The following is a 24,102-nucleotide window of genomic DNA, read 5'->3' on the forward strand; positions in this document are numbered from 1 at the left end:
CGTCAATAGGCCCAATGGTCGACCCCGAGTGCACTCTCCTGAGCCAAATGGGGGATGGTAGAGACAGTCAGGGCACCTCGAAGATGAGGCACTACGTCGGTGAGGGAAGACGTGAGCGACAACTCTGTAGTACTGCGGTACGGCGACGGCGAGTACACCTACCCGGTGGTCGACAGCACCGTCGGCGACAAGGGCTTCGACATCGGGAAGCTGCGCGCCCAGACCGGGCTGGTGACCCTCGACAGCGGGTACGGCAACACGGCCGCCTATAAATCCGCGATCACCTACCTCGACGGCGAGGCGGGCATCCTCCGCTACCGCGGCTATCCCATCGAGCAGCTGGCCGAGCGCTCCACCTTCCTCGAGGTGGCGTACCTGCTGATCAACGGCGAGCTGCCCACCGTCGACGAGCTGACCGCGTTCAAGGGCGAGATCACGCGGCACACCCTGCTGCACGAGGACGTCAAGAACTTCTACAAGGGCTTCCCGCGTGACGCCCACCCGATGGCCATGTTGTCCTCGGTCGTCTCGGCGCTGTCCACCTTCTACCAGGACAGCCACAACCCGTTCGACGAGAAGCAGCGCAACCTGTCCACGATCCGGCTGCTCGCCAAGCTGCCGACGATCGCGGCGTACGCGTACAAGAAGTCGATCGGCCACCCGTTCGTCTACCCGCGCAACGACCTCGGCTACGTCGAGAACTTCCTGCGCATGACCTTCTCGGTCCCCGCCGACGAGTACGAGCTGGACCCGGTCGTCGTCTCCGCGCTGGACAAGCTGCTGATCCTGCACGCCGACCACGAGCAGAACTGTTCGACCTCCACGGTCCGCCTCGTCGGCTCCTCGCAGGCCAACATGTTCGCGTCGATCTCGGCCGGCATCAACGCGCTGTGGGGTCCGCTGCACGGCGGCGCCAACCAGTCCGTCCTGGAGATGCTGGAGGGCATCCGCGACTCGGGCTCCGACGTCGACACCTTCATCCGCAAGGTGAAGAACAAGGAGGACGGCGTCCGTCTGATGGGCTTCGGCCACCGGGTCTACAAGAACTTCGACCCGCGCGCCAAGATCATCAAGGCCGCCGCGCACGACGTCCTGTCGGCTCTCGGCAAGTCCGACGAGCTGCTGGACATCGCGCTCAAGCTGGAGGAGCACGCGCTCTCCGACGACTACTTCGTCTCGCGCAGCCTCTACCCGAACGTGGACTTCTACACCGGTCTGATCTACCGGGCCATGGGCTTCCCGGCCGAGATGTTCACCGTGCTGTTCTCCCTCGGCCGCCTGCCGGGCTGGATCGCCCAGTGGACCGAGATGATCAAGGAGCCGGGTTCCCGCATCGGCCGCCCGCGCCAGATCTACACGGGCGTGGTCGAGCGCGACTTCGTGCCGGTCGAGGCGCGCTGAGCCCGATACGGGCATAAGAAGAAGGCGCCCTGAGCCGCCGGTCCCCCCACGGGCCGACGACCAGGGCGCCTTCCCATGTCCCGGTGCGGATTCCCCCCACGGGATCCGGGCCGGGCGCTCGGAGAGGACAGCGCCTGAATCGCTGTCGATTTGCGGTCTGCCGGGACAAGCACGCCGGGAGGGCCGCTCAAAGCTTCCCGGTGTACGTGCCCCGGCAACGCATCTCCGGGGACGTCCCCCAAGACATCCCCAGACGCCGGAACAGCGCCCCCCAAGACGCCGATCCGACATCGCCAACTTAGACCTTCGAACCCCTTCGATGGTTACGTTCACGGCACTGTGATCTGCGTCTCTTGCATATGTCCCTTTGATGCGCAAGAGCCCCGATCCGTGGATCGGGACCCGAGCGTAAGGATGATGCGCGAGCCTTGTGAAGAGTTTATGGGAGGCTCGCGTCCGTCTCTAGAGGGACTCCGGTACCGGCTTCGAGTGCTTTGTCACCGGAACCGGCGCAGCCGCAGGCTGTTGGTGACCACGAACACCGAGGAGAACGCCATCGCGGCGCCCGCGATCATCGGGTTCAGCAGCCCCGCGGCGGCCAGCGGCAGCGCGGCCACGTTGTAGCCGAACGCCCAGACGAGGTTGCCCTTGATGGTGGCCAGCGTGCGCCGGGACAGCCGGATCGCGTCGGCCGCCGTCCGCAGATCGCCGCGGACCAGCGTCAGGTCGCCCGCCTCGATCGCCGCGTCGGTGCCGGTGCCCATCGCCAGGCCCAGGTCGGCGGTGGCGAGGGCGGCCGCGTCGTTGACCCCGTCGCCGACCATGGCCACCACGCGGCCCTCGGCCTTCAGACGCCGTACGACGTCCACCTTGTCCTCGGGCAGCACCTCCGCGTACACCTGCCCCGCGTCGATGCCGACGGCCCTGGCGACCGACGCGGCGACCGTCCGGTTGTCCCCGGTGAGCAGCACCGGCGTCAGCCCGAGGGCGCGCAGCTCGCGGATCGCCTCCGCGCTGGTCTCCTTGATCGCGTCGGCGACCGCGAGGACCCCGCGGGCCCGTCCGTCCCAGCCCACCAGGACGGCCGTACGGCCCTCCCGCTCGGCCTCGGCGGCCGCGCGGGCCAGCTCCTCGGGAACCTCGTCGTACAGGCGGCCCACGGCCACCTCACGGCCGTCCACGCGCCCGCGCACGCCCCGACCCGGAACGTTCTCGAAGCGCTCGACCGCCGGGAGGGCGCCGACGCTCTCCTCGGCGCCGGCCGCGATGGCACGGGCGACCGGGTGCTCGGAGGCGTGTTCCAGGGCGCCGGCGAGGCGCAGCAGCTCCTTCTCGTCCTCGCCGTCGGCGGCGTACACCGCATGGAGAGTCATCCGGCCGGTGGTGACGGTGCCGGTCTTGTCCAGGACGACGGTGTCGACGCGCCGGGTGGACTCCAGCACCTCGGGGCCCTTGATCAGGATGCCGAGCTGGGCGCCGCGCCCGGTGCCGACCATCAGCGCGGTCGGCGTGGCCAGGCCCAGCGCGCAGGGGCAGGCGATGATCAGCACGGCGACGGCGGCGGTGAACGCGGAGACCGCGTCCCCGGTGACGCCGAGCCAGACCCCGAAGGTGGCGAGCGCGATCAGGATGACCACGGGCACGAACACCGCGGAGACCCGGTCGGCGAGCCGCTGCACCTCGGCCTTGCCGTTCTGCGCGTCCTCCACCAGCCGGGCCATCCGGGCGAGCTGGGTGTCGGCGCCGACGCGGGTGGCCTCGATCACCAGCCGGCCGCCCGCGTTGACCGTGGCGCCGGTGACCCGGTCGCCGGGGCCGACGTCCACCGGCACTGACTCGCCGGTCAGCATGGACGCGTCGACCGCGGAGACGCCCTCGACCACGGTGCCGTCGGTGGCGACCTTCTCGCCGGGCCGTACGACGAACCGGTCGCCGACCGCGAGCGAGGAGACCGGCACCCGCACCTCACGCCCGTCCCGCAGCACCGCCACGTCCTTCGCGCCCAGCTCCAGCAGCGCCTTCAGGGCGGCACCGGCGCGGCGCTTGGAGCGGGCCTCCAGGTAGCGGCCGAGCAGGATCAGCGCGATGACACCGGACGCGACCTCCAGATAGATCGTGGCGGCGCCGTCCGACCGGGAGACGGTGAGGCGGAACTCGTCGTGCATGCCGGTCATCCCGGCGCGGCCGAGGAACAGCGCCCACAGCGACCAGCCGAACGCGGCCAGCGTGCCGACCGAGACCAGGGTGTCCATGGTGGCCGCGCCGTGCCGGGCGTTGGTCCAGGCGGCGCGGTGGAAGGGCGCGCCGCCCCAGACGACGACGGGCGCGGCGAGGGTGAGGGAGAGCCACTGCCAGTTGTCGAACTGGAGGGCCGGGATCATCGCGAGCAGGACGACGGGCAGCGCGAGCAGCGCGGAGACGAGCAGCCGGTGGCGCAACGCGCCGAGTTCGGGGTCCCGCTCGGCGGACTCCGGGGCCGCGGCCTCGGGTCCGGGCCGCGGCGGGGCGGGCTCCTCGGCGGTGTACCCGGTCCTGACGACGGTGGCGATCAGGTCGGCGACCTCGACGCCCGCGCCGTAGCTGACCTTCGCCTTCTCGGTGGCGAAGTTGACGGTGGCGCTGACGCCGTCCATCCGGTTGAGCTTCTTCTCCACGCGTGCCGCGCAGGAGGCGCAGGTCATCCCGCCGATGAGCAGTTCGACCTCGGACGCCGTACCGGAGGACGCCGCGCCGGGGGGTATGGCGGTGTCCGCTTGCTCTGCGATGGTGCTGGTCATGTCCGGACTCCAGACATCGGACCGGACCGCGCGGAGCCAGTATCAGCTGGTCGGTGCGGCCGGTCGGGACTGTGGAAGGGCGGTGCTCAGGCCTTGCCGGCCAGCTCGAAGCCGGCCTCGTCCACGGCGGCGCGGACGGCCTCGTCGTCCAGCGGGGCGGCGGAGACGACGGTCACCTCGCCGCTCGACGCGACGGCCTTCACCGAGGTGACGCCGGGGAGCTGGGAAATCTCACCGGAGACGGATCCCTCGCAGTGTCCGCAGCTCATGCCGGTCACCGTGTAGACGGTGGTGACGGAGGCCGGGGTGTCGGTGTGGGCGCTCATGTCGTTCTCCTCGTCGTGGCGCATGGGGCCGGTGGGGTTCGCCGGTGGTGTTCCCGATGGTTTCCCCACCGTCCTCAGAGTATACCCCTAGGGGGTATTTCTCCAAGGGGGGTACGAGGGATTCCGCCGGGCGAGTGACAGCGCCCAGGCGAGCGCGGCCAGCGCGACGAGGGCCGGGCCCAGAGCGGAGACGAGGGTGAGCAGGTGCTGCTGGGCGGCGCTCGGCTGCGGCGGGTACCCCGGCGCGAACAATCCGCCCTCCACGCCCCGGCCGGTGAGCCGTACGACCAGCCAGGGCGCGAGGCCGCGCGCCGTGTCCGCCAGGGCGTGCAGCAGGGCGGCGCCCATGCAGGCGGCGACCACCGGCGGGGCGTACCGGAAGCGGCCGCCGGGGCGGCGCAGCGCCAGCAGCACACCGCCCGCGGCCGCGGTCCAGGCCCCCTGCCCGAGGGGCGCGAGCAGCCCGCGCACCAGTTCCGTCTCCAGCTGCCCCCAGGGGTCCGGGGCCCACAGGGCGGCGTCGAGGGCGTGCCCGGCGCTCTCCAGTGCTGCGAAGCCGACGCCGACGGCGGCACCCAGGATCAGCCCGGCCCGCATGCCGCGGACGGCCGACTGCCGGCGCAGCGCGAACACCAGCGCCCCCAGCTTGGCCGCCTCCTCGGCCAGGGCGACGGTCAGGTACCGGTTCAGGGAGGGGTGCGGCGCGGACGAGGCGGTGAGCGAGGCGCCGAGCACGCCGAGCGCCCCGCCCGCCAGGAAGCAGCCGAGGACCGCGCTGACCCCGAGGTCGCGGGCGCCCCGCTCGTAGGCCCACAGCACGAGGACCACCGGCACCAGGAAGGTGCCCAGCAGAGCGGGCGTCACGAGCGCCGCCGTGCTCCGGGTCGCGAGGGCCAGGCCCGTGGCCGGCCCCCACACCGCGAGCCCGCCGACCAGACAGCGCCGCCACAGGCCCGCGCCGATGCGGGGGTACGGGGGCGGGGGCTGCTGCGGACGGGGGATGCGGGCCCTGGGCGTGCCGGGCGGCGGGGGGTGGCTCACGTGGGTCGTCCCCTCGGGCTGGGGCAGGGGCGGGTCGCCGGGGCGGTGCGTCCAGCGACGCACCGGGCAAGTTCACGGACGAATCCCTCGCACCTTAGGCAGATGTCCCGAACCGTCGCCGTTCGGCTGCGCCGTCCGCGTGATGGTCCGTGGGTGGCGGCGCGCGCCGGCGTGAAAGGGTGGGCCGTATGCGAGCGGTGGTGTTCGAGGAGTTCGGGAAGCCGGCCGAGGTGCGGGAGGTGCCCGACCCGGCGCCCGCGGAGCACGGGGTCGTGGTGCGGGTGGAGGCGACCGGGCTGTGCCGCAGCGACTGGCACGGCTGGATGGGACACGACCCGGACATCGTGCTGCCGCATGTGCCCGGACACGAACTCGCCGGAGTGGTCGAGGCGGTGGGCAGCCGGGTGACCGGCCGGCGGCCCGGCGACCGGGTCACCGTGCCGTTCGTCTGCGCCTGCGGCACCTGCCCGGCCTGCGCGGCGGGCGAGCAGCAGGTGTGCGAGCGGCAGACCCAGCCCGGCTTCACCCACTGGGGCTCCTTCGCCGAGTACGTCGCCCTCGACCACGCCGACGTCAACCTCGTGGCGATCCCGGAGGGCATGGCGCCCGGTACCGCCGCCGGCCTCGGCTGCCGCTTCGCCACCGCCTTCCGCGCCGTGGTGCAGCAGGGACGGGCCGCGCCCGGCCAGTGGGTCGCGGTGCACGGCTGCGGCGGGCTGGGCCTGTCCGCGGTGATGATCGCGGCCGCGGCCGGGGCGCGGGTGGTCGCCGTGGACATCGCGCCCCAAGCGCTGGAGCTGGCCCGGACGTTCGGCGCGGCGCACTGCCTGGACGCGAGTACGGTACCCGACCCGGCCGCGGCGGTGCGCGAGCTGACCGGCGGCGGCGCCCACCTCTCCCTGGACGCCCTCGGCTCGCCCGCCACCTGCGCCGCCTCCGTGGGCTCCCTGCGCCGCCGCGGCCGGCACGTCCAGGTGGGACTGCTGCCCTCGGCCGACGGCACCCCCCCGGTGCCGATGGCCCGCGTGATCGCGCTGGAGCTGGAACTGCTCGGCAGCCACGGCATGGCCGCCCACACCTACCCCGGCATGCTGGAGCTGGTCCGCTCCGGCGCGCTGCGCCCGGACCTCCTGGTGACCTCCGCCATCCCGCTCGACGCGGCCCCGGCGGCCCTCGCCCGGATGGGCCGGGCGCCGGGGGCCGGGGTGACGGTCATCGAGCCGTGGTCGTGACCCCCTGGCGGACAGGGGTCGTTCAGTCGGCCCGGCGGCCGCGGTTGCTCGGCCGGGAGGCGACCCAGGCGCGCACGGTGTCCGCGTACCAGTAGGGCTTGCCGCCCTCCACCTGGTCCGGCGGGGGCAGCAGCCCGTGTTTGCGGTACGACCGCACGGTGTCCGGCTGCACCTTGATGTGCGCCGCGATCTCCTTGTACGACCAGAGCCTGCGGTCGGTCATGAGCTGCACCTCCCCGCGCGCACCGCGGGGGCGGCCGGGGACGGCCGTCGGGGGAACCGGGTGCTGCGCTGGCGATCATCAAGCCTGCGCCCGGACAACGACGCACCGTCACCAACGGTCAGCCCCTGTCGACCGGGTGTGACGCAGCGCCCGCGTAGGCGCGACATGTGTGACGGAAGAGGGGTATTTGTGACACGGCTGACGCAAAGCGGGGCGCGGATGCGCGCGTAGCCGGCCCCGGATCGGGGAACGAACCCGGCACTCCCCGTCGTCCGAATGTCCGGACAAAGTATTGACAGCGCTCCGCGGGCAGGAATAGAAAGCCGGGGGAGCCGGGACGAAGGGGAGCCGATGGCGTACGACCTGATCACCATGGGCCGGATCGGGGTGGACCTGTATCCGCTCCAGGCCGGGGTCCCGCTCGCGCAGGTGACGTCCTTCGGCAAATTCCTCGGTGGCTCGGCGACCAACGTCGCGGTGGCGGCGGCGCGGCTGGGGCGGACCGCCGCCGTGATCACCCGTACCGGTGACGATCCCTTCGGCGCCTACCTGCACGACGCGCTGCGCGCCCTCGGCGTCGACGACCGCTGGGTCACCTCCGTGCCCGGCCTCCCCACCCCCGTCACCTTCTGCGAGATCTTCCCGCCGGACGACTTCCCGCTGTACTTCTACCGGCAGCCCAAGGCCCCCGACCTGGAGATCGAGGCCGGCGAACTGAACCTCGACGCCATCGCCGCCGCCCGGATCTTCTGGATGACCGGCACCGGTCTCAGCGAGGAACCGAGTCGTACGGCCACGCTCGCCGCCCTCGCCCACCGGGACCGGGCCGGTATCACCGTCTTCGACCTGGACTGGCGGCCGATGTTCTGGCGCGACCCCGAGGCGGCCCGCCCCCGCTACGCCGAGGCGCTGCGGCACGCCACCGTCGCGGTCGGCAACCTGGACGAGGTGGAGATCGCCACCGGCACCCGCGAACCCCACGCCGCCGCACGGGCGTTGCTGGACACGGGGGTCCGGCTCGCCGTGGTGAAACAGGGGCCCAAGGGGGTGCTGGCCGTCAGCGCGGACGGCGCGGCGGTCGAGGTGCCCCCGCTGCCCGTCACCGTCCTCAACGGGCTCGGCGCCGGAGACGCGTTCGGCGGCTGGCTGTGCCACGGACTGCTGGCCGGCTGGGACCTGGAGACCACCCTGCGCGGCGCCAACGCGGCCGGCGCCATCGTCGCCTCCCGCCTGGAGTGCTCCACCGCGATGCCCACCCCGGCCGAGGTGGCCGCCGCCCTCGCCGCAGGAGCCGTGCGGTGAACGCGGACGGGCCGGCGGGACACACCGACGAAACGGGCCGAACCGACGACACGGGCCGCACCGGCGCCGCAGACCCGGCCGACGGCGTAAACGGCACCCGCACCCCTCCCCGCATCCCCACCCCCACTCACGCCCGCCCCCGACCCGTCATCGATACCGCCGGCCTGGCCCGCATCCGCGCCCAAAACCCCGAGGCCATCGCCGAGGCCGCCGCCCGGCGCCGGCGCCGTCCCCTGCTGGACGACACCGGCCGGCTGCTGATCGTCGCCGCCGACCACCCCGCCCGCGGCGCCCTCCGCGTCGGCGGCCGGGAATTCGCCATGGCCGACCGCGCCGACCTGCTCGGCCGCCTCTGCCTCGCGCTGTCACGGCCCGGCGTCGACGGCGTCCTCGGCACCGCCGACATCCTGGACGACCTGCTGCTGCTCGGCGCCCTGGACGGCAAGGTCGTCATGGGCTCGATGAACCGCGGCGGGCTGCGCGGCGCGCGCTTCGAACTGGACGACCGGTTCACCGGATACCGCCCCGAGGACATCGACCGCCTCGGCTTCGACGCGGGCAAGCTGCTGCTGCGCCTCGACTACACCGACCCCGGCTCCCTGACCACCCTGGAGTCCGCCGCCCGCGCCGTCGACGCCATGGCCGCACGCCGGCTCCCGGTCTTCGTGGAACCCTTCATCAGCCGCCGCACCCCCGAAGGCGCCCTCGTCAACGACCTCTCCGCCGGGGCCGTCACCCGCTCCCTCGCCATCGCCTCGGGCCTGGGCGGCAGTTCGGCCTACACCTGGCTGAAGGTCCCGGTGACCGAGGACCCCCGGGACATGGCCCGCGTCATGGCCGCCTCCACCCTCCCCGCCGTCCTGCTCGGCGGCGACACGGGCGACGCGCCCGCCGACCGCCGCGCCGCCCACGACAAGTGGCGCGCCGCGCTCCACCTGCCCACCGTGCGCGGCCTGGTGGCCGGCCGTTCGCTGCTGTACCCGGCGGACGGCGATGTGGCCGCCGCCGTCGACACCGCCACCGCACTGCTGCGAGGGGCCGTATGACCAGCACCGACCTGTACCTGCCGCGGGGCGCCACCGCGAGCGCCGAGTACGCCCTCGACATCGGCCCCGAGCGCGCCGGATGGACGTACGGGGCTCTGCGTATCGTCGAGTTGTCCCCGGACGGTAGCCATACGTTCACCACCGGGAACAGTGAGTGGATCGTGCTTCCGCTGGAAGGCGGATGTACCGTTCGAATCGAGGAAAGCGAGTTCCAACTCCTGGGTCGGGACAGCGTGTTCGCGGGGGCCTCCGACTTCGCGTACGCGCCCCGAGCGGCCCGGGTCCAGATCGCCTCCGGCGCGGGAGGCCGCTTCGCCCTGGCAGGAGCGAAGTGCGAGCGACGACTCCCCGCCCGCTACGGCCCCGCGCCGGAGGTCCCCGTCGAGCGGCGGGGCAGCGGCGTCTGCGCCCGCCAGGTGCGCAACTTCGCCGCCGCCGACGCGTTCGAGTGCGACCGGCTGATCGCCGTCGAGGTCCTCACCCCCGGTGGCAACTGGTCCTCGTACCCGCCGCACAAGCACGACGAGCACCGGCCGGGCGAGGAGTGCGAGCTGGAGGAGATCTACTACTTCGAGATCGAGGGGCCCGGCGGTCTCGGCTACCAGCGGGTGTTCCCCTCCCGGCCGGGCGGCGCCGATGTGCTCGCCGAGGTCCGCTCCGGCGACGCCGTCCTCGTCCCCGACGGCTGGCACGGCCCCTCCATCGCCCAGCCGGGACACGCCATGTACTACCTGAACGTCATGGCCGGGCCCGGCGAGAGCAGGGAGTGGCGGATCCGCTTCCACCCCGACCACACCGAGACCACCGGGGGCTACCGATGACGATCCGGCTCACCGTCGCCCAGGCGCTCGTCCGCTTCCTCTCGGCCCAGCACACCGAACGCGACGGCGGGCGGCGCCGGTTGATCGCCGCCACCTGGGGCATCTTCGGCCACGGGAACGTGGCGGGCATCGGGCAGGCACTGGTCGAGTACGCGGACGTGATGCCGTACCACCAGGGCCGCAACGAGCAGGCCATGGTGCACGCGGCCGTCGGCTACGCCCGCCAGTCGGGCCGCCTCGCCACCCACGCGGTGACGACCTCGATCGGCCCCGGCGCCACCAACCTCGTCACCGGCGCCGCCCTCGCCACCGTCAACCACCTCCCCGTCCTGCTGCTGCCCGGCGACGTCTTCGCCACCCGCCCCGCCGATCCGGTCCTCCAGCAGCTGGAGGTGCCGTACGCGGGCGACGTCTCGGTCAACGACACGCTGCGCCCGGTCTCCCGCTACTTCGACCGGATCACCCGCCCCGAGCAGCTCGTCCCGAGCGCGCTCGCGGCCATGCGGGTGCTCACCGACCCGGTGGAGACCGGCGCGGTCACCCTCGCCCTGCCGCAGGACGTGCAGGCGGAGGCGTACGACTGGCCCGAGGAGTTCTTCGCCGAGCGGGTGTGGACCGTACGACGGCCGGGCCCCGACCCCACCGAACTGGCCCGCGCCGCACGGGCCGTGCGGGTCGCGCGCCGCCCCCTCCTCGTCGTGGGCGGCGGGGTGCGCCACAGCCGCGCCGAAGCGGCCCTCGCCGCGTTCGCCGAGGCGACCGGCATCCCCGTCGCGTCCACCCAGGCGGGCAAGGGCGCGCTGCGGTACGACCATCCGCAGGACGTCGGCGGGATCGGCCACACCGGCACCGCGACCGCCGACGACCTGGCGCGCACCGCGGACCTGGTGATCGGCGTCGGCACCCGCTTCACCGACTTCACCACCGCCTCCGGCACCCTCTTCCAGCACCCGGACGTCCGCTTCCTGCACCTGAACATCGCGCCCCACGACGCCCACAAACTGGCCGCGCTGCCCCTGGTCGCCGACGCCCGCACCGGCCTGGAGGAGCTGAGCGAGGCGCTGGTGTCCCACAAGGCGGACGGCGCGTACGTGGACGAGTACACGGCGGGCAAGGAGCGCTGGGAGCGGCGGGTCGACGCCTGTTTCGCGAGCCCCGACCCGGCCGCGCGGCCGACCCAGGCGCAGGTCCTCGGCGCGCTCGCCGCCCTGGTGGACGAGTCGGACATCGTGATCAACGCGGCCGGTTCGCTCCCCGGCGAGCTGCACAAGCTGTGGCGGGCGCGCTCCCGCGACCAGTACCACGTGGAGTACGGCTACTCCTGCATGGGCTACGAGATCCCGGCCGCGCTCGGCGTGAAGCTGGCGGCGCCTCGGCGCAACGTCTGGGCGCTGGTCGGGGACGGCACGTATCTGATGATGCCGACCGAGCTCGTGACCGCCGTCCAGGAGGGCATCGCGATCAAGGTGCTGCTGGTGCAGAACCACGGGTACGCGTCCATCGGAGGGCTCTCGGCGGCGGTGGGCGGTGAGGGGTTCGGCACCGGCTACCGGTTCAGAACGGAGGAAGGGGCGTATACGGGCGCCCCGCTGCCCGTCGATCTCGCGGCCAACGCGGCCAGCCTGGGGATGCGGGTGCTGCGGGCGGGCAGTGCCGGGGAGCTGCGCGCGGCGCTCGCAAAGGCGCGGACCGCCGACACTGCCACATGTGTCTACGTCGAGACCGAAACGTCCGACACTGTGTCGGGCGCGCCCGGGGCACAGGCCTGGTGGGATGTTCCCGTGGCCGCGACCGCGACCCGGACACCCGCGGTCACGGCACGCGAGCAGTACGAACGGCACGTCTCGACCCGACGCCGCCATCTGTGAGTAAGGAGTCTCTGGGCATGACGAAGATCGTCAACCACTGGATCGGCGGGAAGACCGCCGAAGGCGCGTCGGGCACGTACGGGCCGGTCACCGACCCGGCGACCGGCGCGGTCACCACCAAGGTCGCGTTCGCCTCCGTGGAGGAGGTGGACGCCGCGGTCGCCGCCGCCAAGGACGCCTTCGCGACCTGGGGCCAGTCCTCGCTCGCGCAGCGCACCACCATCCTCTTCAAGTTCCGGGCGCTGCTGGACGCGCACCGCGACGAGATCGCCGAGCTGATCACCGCCGAGCACGGCAAGGTGCACTCCGACGCGCTCGGCGAGGTCGCCCGCGGCCTGGAGATCGTGGACCTGGCCTGCGGCATCAACGTGCAGCTCAAGGGCGAGCTGTCCACCCAGGTCGCGAGCCGCGTGGACGTGGCCTCGATCCGCCAGCCGCTCGGTGTGGTCGCGGGCATCACGCCGTTCAACTTCCCGGCGATGGTCCCGATGTGGATGTTCCCGATCGCCATCGCGACCGGCAACACCTTCGTGCTCAAGCCGAGCGAGAAGGACCCCTCGGCCTCCGTCCGCATCGCGGAGCTGCTGGCCGAGGCCGGCCTCCCGGACGGCGTGTTCAACGTGGTGCACGGTGACAAGGTGGCCGTGGACCGGCTCCTGGAGCACCCGGACGTGCAGGCCGTCTCGTTCGTCGGCTCCACCCCGATCGCCCGCTACATCCACGCCACCGCCTCCGCCCACGGCAAGCGCGTGCAGGCCCTGGGCGGCGCCAAGAACCACATGCTGGTGCTGCCGGACGCCGACCTGGACGCGGCGGCCGACGCGGCCGTCTCCGCGGCCTACGGCTCGGCCGGCGAGCGCTGCATGGCGATCTCCGCGGTCGTCGCGGTCGGTTCCATCGGCGACGAGCTGGTGGCGAAGATCCGCGAGCGCGCCGAGAAGATCAAGATCGGTCCGGGCAACGACCCGGCCTCCGAGATGGGCCCGCTGATCACCGCCGCCCACCGCGACAAGGTGGCCTCCTACGTCGCCGGCGCGGCCGCCGAGGGCGCCGAGGTGGTCCTGGACGGCACCGGCTTCACGGTCGAGGGGTACGAGGACGGCCACTGGATCGGCATCTCGCTGCTGGACAAGGTGCCGACGACCGCCAAGGCGTACCAGGACGAGATCTTCGGCCCGGTGCTGTGCGTGCTGCGCGTGGACACCTACGACGAGGGCGTGGCCCTCATGAACGCGTCGCCGTTCGGCAACGGCACCGCGATCTTCACGCGGGACGGCGGCGCCGCCCGCCGCTTCCAGCTGGAGGTCGAGGCCGGCATGGTCGGCGTGAACGTGCCGATCCCGGTGCCGGTGGGCTACCACTCCTTCGGCGGCTGGAAGGACTCGCTGTTCGGCGACCACCACATCTACGGCAACGACGGCACGCACTTCTACACCCGCGGCAAGGTGATCACCACCCGCTGGCCGGACCCGGCGGACGCCCCCGCCGGCGTCGACCTCGGGTTCCCGCGCAACCACTGAGCGTGACGTAGCACCGCCGCTGCCCCCTCGTCAGGCCGTCCGGATACCGGACGGCCTGACATTTTTTTGAAACGTCGGCTGCGGTTCCCGTTCATGTGGAGGAAACGGGTGACGAAGGGGTGGCCGGGAGATGTCCTTAGAAAGCAAGGTCAGATCGCGTACAGGCTTGATGGATGCACCTATAGAGCCTTGTTGCCTGTGAATCTGATCCCCAGCGGCACGTGCCCTCGGTGCGGATTCCGAAGGTAAACACCCATTGACGTGGTGGTTTTCGTCGGGGTTCCCTATGGGCGCCGGGAGCGGACGAAGACGACCGTACGACGACGATCCGCCGGAGGCGATAGCGCTCCCGAACCCCCCACCCTCACGCACGACACGAGTCGATCGGATTCCGCCGCATGACCGACACGCTCCGCCCTGTCGAGACCGGTCTCCTCTCCGAGGCCACGGACAGCCCCCAGAAGCTCAAGCGTTCCATCGGCGTGGTCGGCGGCACCCTGCTCACCCTCTCGTGCGTCACACCAGCCTCCACCCTGTTCGTGATCGTGCCGGACCTCTTCTCCAGCCTGGGCACGGCGACCGCGCTCTGCCTCGCCATCGGCGCGCTGCTCTGCATCCCGGTCGCCTTCTGCTACTCGGAGCTGGGCACCCTGATCCCCAGCGCGGGTGGCGAGTACGCCATCGTCTCCACCCTCGCGGGACGGCTGTCCGGCTGGCTGGCCTTCGTGATGTCGCTGCTCGTCGTGATGATCGTCCCTCCGGTCATCGCGATGGGCACCGCCGACTACCTCGCCCCGATCGTCCACCTCGACCCGTCCTGGACGGGCGCCGGCGTGATGATGGCGGCCACCCTCGCGGGCCTGCTCGACCTGCGCGCCAACGCCTGGATCACCGGCATCTTCCTGGTCCTGGAGGTCATCGCGGCCGGTGTCGTCGCCGTGCTGGGCTTCGCCCACTCCCACCGCGGCCTGGGCTCCCTCACCTCCTTCCAGATCGCCGGTGAGCACGCCCGCGTCAACCCGGTGACGGCCATGATGGTCCTCTCGGGGCTCGCCATCGCCCTCTTCGCCACCCAGGGCTTCTCCACCGCCGTCTACCTCTCCGAGGAACTGGAGAACCCGCGCCGCAACGTCGCCCGCACCGTCCTCGCGACGCTGGCCATCTCCAGCGTGGTCATCCTGGTGCCGGTCACCGCGATCACCCTGGGCGCGGGCAACCTCACCGCCCTGACCGGCGGCAACATCTCCAGCATGGTCATCGCCTGGAGCAACTCGGCCGTCGGCACCTTCGTCAGCCTCTGCGTCGCCCTCGCCATCATCAACGCGGGCATCGTGATGGTCATCCAGAACTCCCGCGTCCTGTTCGCCTCCGCACGTGACAAGGCGTGGCCCTCGCCGGTCAACAACGCCCTGTCCAAGCTCGGCCGGTTCGGCTCCCCCTGGGTCGCCACCCTGGTCGTGGGCGTCCCCGGCGCGTTTCTCTGCTTCGTCAACCTGGACACCCTCTACGGCGTGACCGGCGTCGCCGTCACCGCCCTCTACCTCCTGGTCGCCGTCGCCGCCCTGCTCGGCCGCCGCGGCCACCACGGCACCCGCAAGGCCTGGCGGATGCCGCTGTGGCCCGCCATGCCGGTCCTGCTGATCGCCGTCCTGGTCTACATCCTGGTCGAGCAGGAGGTCTCGTACCTGATCTGGACCGGCGGCATCACCCTCGTCGCCACCCTCTACTGGGCCTTCTACCTCCGCCCGCGCCAGGAGACCCGCTGGCTGGTGTCCCTCCCCGAGGACACCCTGGAGAGCTGAGCCCCCCGGCGCGCGGCCCCCGGTACCCCCCTCACCTCCGGTACCGGGGGCCGCGCCGTGCTACCACGGATGAAGTAGGGGACCGCCCCCGCTACTCCCCTGGGAGGGCCCCTGGTTCAGCCCAGGGGGGTCCGGCGGATGTCAGTGGCGGCCCGTACCGTTGAGGCATGGATCTTCGTGTGGCCCGGCTGCGAGGGCTGCTCAGCGGACCGCGGCGGCTGATGGCCGCCGCGGCCGCCGTCGTGGTGCTCGCCGGCGCCGGCACCTGGACGGCCGCCGCCTCCGGCGGACCACCACCCGTGCACCGCGCCGAGCGGATGATGGCCATGCCGGGCGGGGTGCGCCTGGACACCTCGTACTTCACCGCGGGCCCCGCCGGCCGCCGCCCCGCAGTCCTGCTGGCACACGGCTTCGGCGGCAGCAAAGACGACATGCGGCAGCAGGCCGAGGACCTCGCCCGCGACGGATACGCGGTCCTGACCTGGTCCGCCCGCGGCTTCGGCAGATCCACCGGCAAGATCGGGCTGAACGACCCGAAGGCCGAGGTCGCCGACGTCTCCCGGCTCATCGACTGGCTCGCCGAGCAGCCCCAGGTGCGGCTCGACAAGCCCGGCGACCCCCGCGTGGGCGTGGCCGGCGGCTCCTACGGCGGCGCGATCTCCCTGCTCGCCGCTGGCTACGACCGCCGGGTGGACGCCATCGCCCCGGCCCTGACCTACTGGAACCTCGCGGACGCCCTGTTCCCGAACGGCGTCTACAAGAAGCTGTGGGCCGGGGTCTTCTTCGGCGAGGGCGGCGGCTGCGCCCGCTTCGAACCCGCCCTGTGCCGGATGTACGAACGGGTCGCCACCTCCGGCACCCCGGACGCGGCCGCCCGCGCCCTGCTCCAGGAGCGCTCCCCGGCCGCCGTCGGCTCCCGTATCAAGGTGCCCACCCTGCTGGTCCAGGGCCAGACCGACTCGCTCTTCCCGCTCGGCCAGGCCGACGCCGCCGAGCACGCCATCAAGGCCAACGGCGCCCCCGTCGACGTCGACTGGGTCGCGGGCGGACACGACGGCGGCGACCTGGAGACCGGCCGCGTCCAGAACCGGGTGCGCGCCTGGTTCGACCGGTACCTGAAGGGCGACCGGGCAGCCGACACCGGCCCCGCCTTCCGGATCACCCGCACCGGCGGCGTCGACTCCACGGACGGCACCGCCCAGCTGCGCGGCGCGAGCGCGAGTGGCTATCCGGGCCTGCGCGCCGACCGGCACAGCGTCCCCCTGTCCGGCGGCCGGCAGCACTTCGCCAACCCGGCCGGCGCGAGCCCGCCCGCAGTCTCCGCGCTGCCCGGCCTCGGCGCCGGCGGCCTCGGGCAGCTCTCCGCGCTCGGCCTCGGCACCTCCCTCGACTTCCCCGGCCAGTACGCCCGCTTCGACTCCGCCCCGCTCACCCGCGCCCTCCGGATCACCGGCACCCCCACCGCCCGCATCCACGTGACCTCGACCAGCGGCGACGCCGTGCTGTTCGGCAAGGTCTACGACGTCGGCCCGGACGGCAAACACCCGGTGCTGCCCTCCCAGCTCGTCACCCCCCTGCGGGTGACCGGCGCCAAGAGCGGCAAGGACGTCACCGTCACCCTCCCGGCGATCGACCACGAGGTGCAGAAGGGCCACCGGCTCCGCCTGGTCCTCGCCGCCACCGACCTGGGCTACGCCTCACCGGTGGCCCCCGCCGCGTACACCGTCAGCCTCGAGAGCGCCCTCAGCGTTCCGACGGCACCCGCCGTGCGCACCGCCGCGGCCCCGCTGCCCGCGTGGGTGTGGTGGCTGCCGCTCGCGGGCGCCGGAGTGGCCGCCGCCCTGCTGCTGACCGCCCGCCGCCGTACGGCCGCCCCGGCGCCCGACCCCGCGCTGGCCGAGGTCCCGCTGGTCATCGAGGGCCTCGCCAAGCGGTACGCCGGATCCGCCGACCGGTACGCGGTGCGCGAGTTGTCCTTCCGCGTCGAGCGGGGCCAGGTGCTCGGTCTGCTCGGGCCCAACGGCGCGGGCAAGACCACCACCCTGCGCATGCTGATGGGCCTGATCACCCCGGACGAGGGCGAGATCCGCGTCTTCGGGCACGCCGTCCGGCCCGGCGCCCCGGTGCTCAGCCGGGTCGGCGCCTTCGTGGAGGGCGCGGGCTTCCTGCCGCACCTGTCGGGACGGGAGAACCTGGAGCTGTACTGGCGGGCCACCGGCCGCCCCGCCGGGGACGCCCACCTGGACGAAGCCCTGGAGATCGCCGGGCTCGGCGACGCGCTGGCCCGCGCGGTGCGCACCTACTCCCAGGGCATGCGCCAGCGCCTGGCCATCGCCCAGGCCATGCTCGGCCTGCCCGACCTGCTCATTCTGGACGAACCCACCAACGGCCTCGACCCGCCCCAGATACGCGAGATGCGCGAGGTGATGATCCGCTATGCCGCCGCCGGACGCACCGTGATCGTCTCCAGCCATCTCCTGTCCGAGGTCGAGCAGTCCTGCACCCACCTCGTCGTGATGGACCGCGGCCGGCTGATCCAGGCCGGTCCCGTGCGGGACATCGTCGGCTCCGGCGACACCCTGCTCGTCGGCACCGTGGGCCCGGTGGAGGAGCCGGTGGTGGAGAAGGTGGCCGCGCTGCCCGGCGTCGCCTCCGCCGTGCGCACCGACGACGGGCTGCTGGTCCGCCTGGCGGCGGGCGGCACCGCCGAGCGGCTCGTCGTGGAGCTGGTGCGGCTCTCGGTGCCGGTCGCCTCGGTCGGCCCGCACCGGCGCCTGGAGGACGCGTTCCTCACTCTGATCGGAGGTTCCGCATGAGCACGCTCACCGAGGTGGCCTCCGGTTACCGCACACGGGGCACCCTGCCGCTGCGCGTCGAGCTGGTCCGCCAGCTCAAGCGGCGCCGCACCCTGGTGATGGGCGCGCTCCTCGCCGTCCTGCCGTTCGTGCTGGTGATCGCCTTCGCCGTCGGCCACCCCTCGTCCCGCGGCGGCGAGGTCACCCTGATGGACACGGCCACCGCGTCCGGGGCCAACTTCGCCGCGGTCAGCCTGTTCGTCTCGGCCGGCTTCCTGCTGGTCGTGCCGGTCGCCCTGTTCTGCGGGGACACGGTGGCCTCGGAGGCCAACTGGTCCTCGCTGCGCTATCTGCTGGCCGCGCCCGTGCCCAGGGCCCGGCTGCTGTGGTCCAAGCTGGTGGTGGCGCTCGGGCTGAGTCTCGCCGCGATGGTGCTGCTGCCGCTCGTCGCCCTCGCCGTCGGCACCGCCGCCTACGGCTGGGGGCCGCTCCAGATACCCGCCGGCGGCGAGCTGGACGCCGGCACGGCCGTGCAGCGGCTGGTGGTGGCGGTGGCGTACGTCTTCGTGTCCCAGCTGGTCACCGCGGGGCTCGCGTTCTGGCTGTCGACCAAGACGGACGCCCCGCTCGGCGCAGTCGGCGGCGCGGTCGGGCTGACCATCGTCGGCAATGTCCTGGACGCGGTCACCGCGCTGGGCCACTGGCGCGACTTCCTGCCCGCGCACTGGCAGTTCGCCTGGGCCGACGCCCTCCAGCCGCACGCCGAGTGGTCCGGGATGCTCCAAGGCGCCGCGCTCTCGGTCGCCTGCGCCCTCGTGCTCTTCGCGCTGGCCTTCCGGGGCTTCGCCCGCAAGGACGTCGTCTCCTAGCCGGCGCCCGGTCCCTGCACGACGAAGCGGCGGGCCACCGGGGGAACCGGTGACCCGCCGCCGCGGGAGTCGGCTGCTCAGCTGCCGACGGCGCCGTTGCCCGAGAGGGCGGAGATGTCGTCCAGGATGTGCGACAGGGCCTCGTCGCCCTTCGCCTGCGTGGAGTTCTCCGTGCACTGCTGGGTCTGCGGCGAGGACAGGATCGGGATGTCCTGGACTCCGACGTTGACCAGCGCGACCAGCGACTGGGCGTCGATCTTCGCCGGCAGGCCGATGCAGGGCTTGTTGAGCGAGCCCTCGACCAGCGAGAGCTGCGGGCTCATGCTGCCGGCGGTGGCCGAGTTGCCGAAGGACGACGTGGCGCCGTTGCCGCTGAGCGACGTGGTGCCGTGGTCGTTGCCGATGGCGAGGGCCTGGGGGGCCGCCGCACCGGCGAGACCGGCGACGGAGGCGGCAACGGCCGCGGTTGCCCACAGCTTCTTCATGTTCGTTCCCTTTCGAAAGGCGGACTCCGGGGAGGAGCTGCGTGACCGTCAACTGCCCCGGCGGGGCCGTGGTTGCGGCGTTTGCCCCGTTTGGAGCAGTGTGGTCGGATGAATGGATGAACGCCCTCCGGGCGAACCGGCGCCCGGACAGCGAAACGGCGGGCCACCGGGGGAAATCCGGTGACCCGCCGCCGCGCGGAGCGACCGCTCAGCTGCCGGCGGCGCCGTTGCCGGACAGGGCGGAGATGTCGTCCAGGATGTGCGACAGGGCCTCGTCGCCCTTCGCCTGCGTGGAGTTCTCCGTGCACTGCTGGGTCTGCGGCGAGGACAGGATCGGGATGTCCTGAACGCCGACGTTGACCAGGCCCACCAGCGACTGGAGGTCCGCCTTGGCCGGCAGGCCGATGCAGGGCTTGTTGAACGAGCCCTGGATGAGCGCCATCTGCGGGCTCATGTTGCCGTAGGTGGCCGAGTTGCCGTACGTCTGCGCGGCGCCGTTGCCGCTGTAGGTCGTCGTACCGGTGTCGTTGCCGATGGCCAGGGCCGGTGCCGCGGCGGCGGCGGAGACACCGACGACGGAGGCGGCGACCGAGGCGGTGGCCAGAACCTTCTTGATCACTTGCTGTTCCCTTCTGAAGACACCCCGTCCACCGGAGCGATCTGGTTCAACGGGGCCGGGCGCTCACGGGTTGCCCACGTTCACTCCAATGGCGCACATTTCGCGGGTGCCGGCGAATGGTGCGGTGAATGCCGGTGAATACGGCCGGACGATCCGATCGGGTGACCACCCGCAACCAAACGGCGCCGGCCCGGTTGATGCGAGGGCAGGAACATGCGTCTTGGCGAAAGCCAGGGAAGGAAAGCGAAATGCTGAAGAAGGCAATGGCCGCGGCGGCGGTCGCCGCGTCTTTCATCGGTGCCTCTGCGGCGGCGGCCCCTCAGGCGCTTGCCATCGGCAACGACACGGGCACCACGTCGGCCAGCGGCAACGCCGCCCATGAGTCGTTCGGGAACGCGGTGACCCGCGGCAACCTGAGCCCGCAGGCCACCCTGGTGGGCGGCTCGCTCAACGACCTGTGCGTCGGCCTGCCGGTCAAGGCGGACGTCCAGTCGGTGCTCGCCCTGGTCAACGTCGGTGTCCAGGACATCCCCGTGCTGTCCTCGCAGCAGATCCAGCAGTGCGCCGAGAACTCGACGCAGGCCAAGGACGACGAGCCGCTCTCGCACGTCGCGGACGACCTCTCCGTCCTGGCGGGCAACGGCGCCGTCGGCAGCTGAGCAAGCCCCACCCCGAGTGCCGTCCGGGCGCCGCACCGTGTCTTCGGTGCGGCGCCCGGACGTTTTTGTCCTTCTTCCCGAAGAAGCACCTATCCGTTAATCGTCCAAGGTGTCAATTCTATGGGGGCGTTCGAGTGAATTAGGGGGCCGGGTACGTTCCAGAGTTTCTCGGGTTGTCTATCCCTCGTTCTAGAACCTGCCGGTCATGGTGCGAGCCGTTCAAGGCCGTGCTCGCTCGGTTTCGACCGCTCATAGGGGCATGACCGTCAGAGAAGGGAAAACTTTATGAAGAAGAGCGCTGCAGTCATCGCCGGCGCCCTCCTGGCGCTGGGCGGGGCCGCCCCCGCCTTCGCCGACGCCGGGGCCGAGGCCGCCGCCGCGAACTCCCCGGGCGTGCTCTCCGGCAACGTGATCCAGATCCCGGTGCACGTCCCGATCAACCTGTGCGGCGACTCCGTGGACGTCATCGGTCTGCTGAACCCCGCGTTCGGCAACACCTGCGCCAACGGCTGACGTTCGGTACCCACCGCACGCCAGCCCGCCGGCTGCGTTCTGGCCGGCCTCGGACCGTCGATCCCTAGATCCCTTGGCCCGGGGCCGGCCTTCCCACATCTTCGAGCAGTTCGAGCAGGAAGACTACGAGATTGCGACAGACCCTCAGCAAGGGCGCGGTCGTGGCCGCAGCTGCCGCGACCGGCGTGCTTTCGTTGTACGGCACCGCCGCGCTCGCCGACTCCAACACGCAGGCCGTGGCGCAGGGTTCACCAGGCGTGCTGTCCGGCAACAGCGTCCAGGTCCCGGTGCACGTCCCGGTCAACGTCTGCGGCAACTCCGTGGACGTGGCCGCGCTGCTGAACCCCGCGTTCGGCAACTCCTGTGCCAACGTCGGCCATTCGGCCACCTCGCACCCGTCCGGTTACGGCAACGACTCGTACGGCGACGACTCGTACGGCAAGCCGGACCCGACCCCGCCGGTCTCCTACGGCAAGCCGGACCCGACCCCGAAACCGACGCACACGACCTACGGCAGCGACGAGCCCACGCCGCCGCCTTCCTCCTACGGCAGTCCCGAGCCGACGCCGACGCCCACCTCGTACGGCAGTGACGAGCCGACGCCGACACCGACCTCGTACGGCAGTGACGAGCCGACGCCGACGCCCACCTCGTACGGCAGTGACGAGCCGACGCCGACGCCCACCTCGTACGGCAGCGACGAGCCCACTCCGACGCCGACGCCCACCTCCTACGGCAGCGACGAGCCGACCCCGCCCGGAGGGTACGGCAGCGACGAGCCGCCGACCCTGCCGCACACCGGTGGCAACGCCAAGGCCATGATCGCGACGTCGGCCGCCAGCGCCGCGCTGATCATGGCGGGCGCGGTGCTGTACCGCCGCGGCCGGACGGCCACCCGCCGCTGACTCGCCGGGTCCCGGACCAGAGCGTCCGGCACCCGCCGGCCAGGACCCCCGCGCGCAGCCGTGCGGGGGTTTCCGGCATGGGCGGCCACGCCCCCGCGAGGCGCCGTCCGGCGCACATCACCCCTTTGGCGGCACAACCCGAGCAGGCGCGACGCGTTGACACAACGCCGGGCATCCGCCCGGATGTTGTGTCTATTCCAAGGAGCACCTCTCCATGTCGCGTATCGCGAAGGGTCTGGTCCTGACCTCCGCCGCCGTCGCGGCCGTCGCCGGCGCCGCCGGTGTCGCCGCCGCCGACGCCGGCGCGGACGCTGTCGCCGCCAACTCGCCGGGCGTCATCTCGGGCAACGTCATCCAGGTCCCGATCCACGTCCCGGTCAACGTCTGCGGTGACAGCATCGACGTCATCGGCCTGCTGAACCCGGCGTTCGGCAACACCTGCGTCAACGGCTGACGTCCGGGGCGCACCCACCCCTCCGACCGGCCGTCCGCCCCGCGCATCCGTCGTGGGGGCGGGCGGCCGGTTCCCATGTCCGCCCCGCGCCGGATCCCCCGGACGGGGCACGGGCGGGCCCGGACGGTGCAGTTGGCGCGGTGAGCGGTTGCGGGGCATGCGGGGCCAACTGACGGTGGGCTGTGAACCCCGATGCCCATCCGGAAGGAACCCCCCATGCGCCCTCTGCCCGCACGGCGATTCGCGTCCACCGTCCTCAGCGCCGCCGTCATCGCCGCGATCACCGGCCCGGTCGCCGTCGCCGTCGACATGGCGCGAGACCGTGCCGACGTCCCCGCCTCCCAGTCCGCCCTGCCCGGCGCCGCGAAACTCCTCGCCCAGGTCAGGGCGCTGGACAAGGCCGGCGCCCTGCCCAAGCCGGTCGTCCAGCTGCTCGACCGCTCGCTGACGAAGGGCCGGCTGTCCGCTGCGGAGGCCAAGCGGCTCGGCGACGCGGCGAAGCAGGCCCTCGTACGGGCGGCGGCGGAGGGGACGCTCGGCGGGGCGCAGGCGCCGGGGGCGACGACGCCCGCGGCCCCACCGGCCGCCGCGACGCCCACGCCCGCCGCCGCGACGGCCGCGACGAAGCCCCAGGCGCCCGCCGCCCCGGCCCAGGCGACCCCCGCCACCCCGGCCGCCCCCGCCGCTCCTTCGGCGCCCGCCCCGGTCCCCTCGGGGTCCGAGTCCCAGTCGGCGCTGCCCAAGCCGTCCGCGTCCCCCGCCGCGCCGGGTCCGGCCCCGCAGGGGATGGCCCGCAGCGCGCCCGCCGCCCGTGACCTCCTCAGCGATGTGCTGGCCGCGGTGGACGGCCTGGTGCAGGCGGCCGTCTCCGACGTCAACCAGGTGGTCGCCACCGCCACCGCCCTGCTCGACAAGATCCTCGCCGCCATCCCCGGCCTGCCGACCCCCACGGCCACCCCGACGACGCTCCCGACCACGGCCGGCTGACCTCCGACCGGGCCCCGGACATCCGGCACCTTTCCGGCCGAGGCATGTTCATATGTCTTCTCGGCCACGGGGTTTCCGCCCCGCCGCGACGCTCGTTAGACACGTCGTTGCCGAAGAAAGGAACACGATGAAGTCCCTGAAGGCTGCCGCCGTCCTCGCCGGATCCGTCGCCCTCGCCGGCGTCGCCGCGCCCGCGTTCGCCTACAACGCGTCCGACCTGACGCCCTCCAGCCTCAACGGCGCCGTCGACCAGCTCGCCAGGGGCGACTACACCCTGCGGGACCTGATGCCGCTCCAGCACCAGTCGAACGCCCTCGACACCGAGGACAAGGACTCCGTGCTGCACACGGTCAAAGGGGCCACCACCGCGCTGAACCAGCACAGTCCGCTCCTCGGCGGCCTGCCCCTCCAGAGCTGACGCCCCCGGCGACCGGGGCCGGTACCGCATCCGCGGTGC

General features: G+C 72.6%; 22 protein-coding genes. 16 read left to right on the forward strand and 6 right to left on the reverse strand.

The genetic code is table 11. From position 1 onward, the window contains the following. The first annotated feature begins 111 nt into the window (after nt 1-111). A complete protein-coding gene (locus tag ACE4Q9_RS21575; RefSeq protein ID WP_397985861.1) occupies nt 112-1,401 on the forward strand; it encodes a citrate synthase in 1,290 nt (429 codons plus the stop codon). 497 nt (nt 1,402-1,898) lie between these two features. Here the strand turns inward: ACE4Q9_RS21575 and ACE4Q9_RS21580 are convergent, their stop codons facing one another. The 3 genes from ACE4Q9_RS21580 to ACE4Q9_RS21590 all read right to left on the reverse strand — a co-directional run bounded on the left by ACE4Q9_RS21580 (nt 1,899) and on the right by ACE4Q9_RS21590 (nt 5,545). Further along, nucleotides 1,899-4,178 carry a heavy metal translocating P-type ATPase gene (locus tag ACE4Q9_RS21580; RefSeq protein ID WP_397985862.1) on the reverse strand — a complete coding sequence of 760 codons (2,280 nt, stop codon included), beginning with the start codon at nt 4,176-4,178 and terminating at the stop codon, nt 1,899-1,901. A gap of 86 nt (nt 4,179-4,264) precedes the next feature. Next, the gene (locus ACE4Q9_RS21585) at nt 4,265-4,504 is read right to left on the reverse strand and encodes a heavy-metal-associated domain-containing protein (RefSeq protein WP_397985863.1); all 240 of its coding nucleotides are present in this window, start codon (nt 4,502-4,504) and stop codon (nt 4,265-4,267) included. A gap of 87 nt (nt 4,505-4,591) precedes the next feature. Then, nucleotides 4,592-5,545 carry a PrsW family glutamic-type intramembrane protease gene (locus tag ACE4Q9_RS21590; protein WP_397985864.1) on the reverse strand — a complete coding sequence of 318 codons (954 nt, stop codon included), beginning with the start codon at nt 5,543-5,545 and terminating at the stop codon, nt 4,592-4,594. A 188-nt stretch (nt 5,546-5,733) separates the two neighbouring features. Here ACE4Q9_RS21590 and ACE4Q9_RS21595 point away from each other — a divergent pair, with 188 nt between their 5' ends. Further along, the gene (locus ACE4Q9_RS21595; RefSeq protein ID WP_397985865.1) at nt 5,734-6,777 is read left to right on the forward strand and encodes a zinc-dependent alcohol dehydrogenase family protein; all 1,044 of its coding nucleotides are present in this window, start codon (nt 5,734-5,736) and stop codon (nt 6,775-6,777) included. A gap of 22 nt (nt 6,778-6,799) precedes the next feature. Here the strand turns inward: ACE4Q9_RS21595 and ACE4Q9_RS21600 are convergent, their stop codons facing one another. Continuing rightward, nucleotides 6,800-7,000, reverse strand: a complete 201-nt coding sequence (locus ACE4Q9_RS21600) for a helix-turn-helix transcriptional regulator (RefSeq protein WP_397985866.1) — start codon at nt 6,998-7,000, stop codon at nt 6,800-6,802. A gap of 351 nt (nt 7,001-7,351) precedes the next feature. Here ACE4Q9_RS21600 and iolC point away from each other — a divergent pair, with 351 nt between their 5' ends. The 8 genes from iolC to ACE4Q9_RS21640 all read left to right on the forward strand — a co-directional run bounded on the left by iolC (nt 7,352) and on the right by ACE4Q9_RS21640 (nt 19,023). Next, nucleotides 7,352-8,302, forward strand: coding sequence for a 5-dehydro-2-deoxygluconokinase (gene iolC, locus ACE4Q9_RS21605; RefSeq protein WP_397985867.1), 951 nt, complete (start codon nt 7,352-7,354; stop codon nt 8,300-8,302). Nucleotides 8,303-8,451: 149 nt separating this feature from the next. Continuing rightward, nucleotides 8,452-9,348, forward strand: a complete 897-nt coding sequence (locus tag ACE4Q9_RS21610; protein WP_397987292.1) for a deoxyribose-phosphate aldolase — start codon at nt 8,452-8,454, stop codon at nt 9,346-9,348. Next, nucleotides 9,345-10,169, forward strand: a complete 825-nt coding sequence (gene iolB, locus ACE4Q9_RS21615) for a 5-deoxy-glucuronate isomerase (RefSeq protein ID WP_397985868.1) — start codon at nt 9,345-9,347, stop codon at nt 10,167-10,169. The genes ACE4Q9_RS21610 and iolB overlap by 4 nt, the downstream gene beginning before the upstream one ends. Beyond that, entirely contained in the window at nt 10,166-12,037 is a 1,872-nt protein-coding gene (iolD, locus tag ACE4Q9_RS21620) for a 3D-(3,5/4)-trihydroxycyclohexane-1,2-dione acylhydrolase (decyclizing) (RefSeq protein WP_397985869.1), read from the forward strand. Before iolB ends, iolD begins: the two co-directional genes overlap by 4 nt. Nucleotides 12,038-12,054: 17 nt before the next feature. Next, nucleotides 12,055-13,557, forward strand: a complete 1,503-nt coding sequence (mmsA, locus tag ACE4Q9_RS21625; protein ID WP_397985870.1) for a CoA-acylating methylmalonate-semialdehyde dehydrogenase — start codon at nt 12,055-12,057, stop codon at nt 13,555-13,557. A gap of 398 nt (nt 13,558-13,955) precedes the next feature. Then, on the forward strand, nt 13,956-15,359 hold the full coding sequence (locus ACE4Q9_RS21630) for an APC family permease (RefSeq protein WP_397985871.1): 1,404 nt from the start codon (nt 13,956-13,958) through the stop codon (nt 15,357-15,359). A gap of 167 nt (nt 15,360-15,526) precedes the next feature. Continuing rightward, nucleotides 15,527-18,175 (forward strand): alpha/beta fold hydrolase, encoded by a 2,649-nt coding sequence (locus tag ACE4Q9_RS21635; protein WP_397985872.1) that lies wholly within the window; start codon nt 15,527-15,529, stop codon nt 18,173-18,175. Next, a complete protein-coding gene (locus ACE4Q9_RS21640; RefSeq protein WP_397985873.1) occupies nt 18,172-19,023 on the forward strand; it encodes an ABC transporter permease in 852 nt (283 codons plus the stop codon). Before ACE4Q9_RS21635 ends, ACE4Q9_RS21640 begins: the two co-directional genes overlap by 4 nt. Before the next feature lie 77 nt (nt 19,024-19,100). On the opposite strand, the gene ACE4Q9_RS21645 is transcribed toward ACE4Q9_RS21640, so the two are convergent. Both ACE4Q9_RS21645 and ACE4Q9_RS21650 read right to left on the reverse strand, forming a co-directional pair. Beyond that, nucleotides 19,101-19,508 carry a rodlin gene (locus ACE4Q9_RS21645; protein WP_397985874.1) on the reverse strand — a complete coding sequence of 136 codons (408 nt, stop codon included), beginning with the start codon at nt 19,506-19,508 and terminating at the stop codon, nt 19,101-19,103. Between the two features lie 208 nt (nt 19,509-19,716). Continuing rightward, the gene (locus ACE4Q9_RS21650; protein ID WP_397985875.1) at nt 19,717-20,127 is read right to left on the reverse strand and encodes a rodlin; all 411 of its coding nucleotides are present in this window, start codon (nt 20,125-20,127) and stop codon (nt 19,717-19,719) included. Nucleotides 20,128-20,375: 248 nt separating this feature from the next. On the opposite strand from ACE4Q9_RS21650, the gene ACE4Q9_RS21655 reads away from it, so the two are divergent. The 6 genes from ACE4Q9_RS21655 to ACE4Q9_RS21680 all read left to right on the forward strand — a co-directional run bounded on the left by ACE4Q9_RS21655 (nt 20,376) and on the right by ACE4Q9_RS21680 (nt 24,063). Next, nucleotides 20,376-20,786: a rodlin gene (locus ACE4Q9_RS21655; protein WP_397985876.1), complete on the forward strand. Its 411-nt coding sequence runs from the start codon at nt 20,376-20,378 to the stop codon at nt 20,784-20,786. Between the two features lie 285 nt (nt 20,787-21,071). Continuing rightward, nucleotides 21,072-21,299 (forward strand): chaplin, encoded by a 228-nt coding sequence (locus ACE4Q9_RS21660; protein WP_397985877.1) that lies wholly within the window; start codon nt 21,072-21,074, stop codon nt 21,297-21,299. Between the two features lie 131 nt (nt 21,300-21,430). Continuing rightward, nucleotides 21,431-22,204 (forward strand): chaplin family protein, encoded by a 774-nt coding sequence (locus ACE4Q9_RS21665; RefSeq protein WP_397985878.1) that lies wholly within the window; start codon nt 21,431-21,433, stop codon nt 22,202-22,204. A gap of 214 nt (nt 22,205-22,418) precedes the next feature. Further along, nucleotides 22,419-22,658, forward strand: a complete 240-nt coding sequence (locus tag ACE4Q9_RS21670) for a chaplin (protein WP_397985879.1) — start codon at nt 22,419-22,421, stop codon at nt 22,656-22,658. A gap of 216 nt (nt 22,659-22,874) precedes the next feature. After that, a complete protein-coding gene (locus ACE4Q9_RS21675; protein WP_397985880.1) occupies nt 22,875-23,645 on the forward strand; it encodes a hypothetical protein in 771 nt (256 codons plus the stop codon). 127 nt (nt 23,646-23,772) lie between these two features. Beyond that, nucleotides 23,773-24,063: a hypothetical protein gene (locus ACE4Q9_RS21680; RefSeq protein WP_397985881.1), complete on the forward strand. Its 291-nt coding sequence runs from the start codon at nt 23,773-23,775 to the stop codon at nt 24,061-24,063. Nucleotides 24,064-24,102: the final 39 nt, after the last annotated feature.

Origin of the sequence: Streptomyces sp. AM6-12, from assembly GCF_044327085.1 — a bacterium.
In the GTDB taxonomy this organism is placed as follows: domain Bacteria; phylum Actinomycetota; class Actinomycetes; order Streptomycetales; family Streptomycetaceae; genus Streptomyces.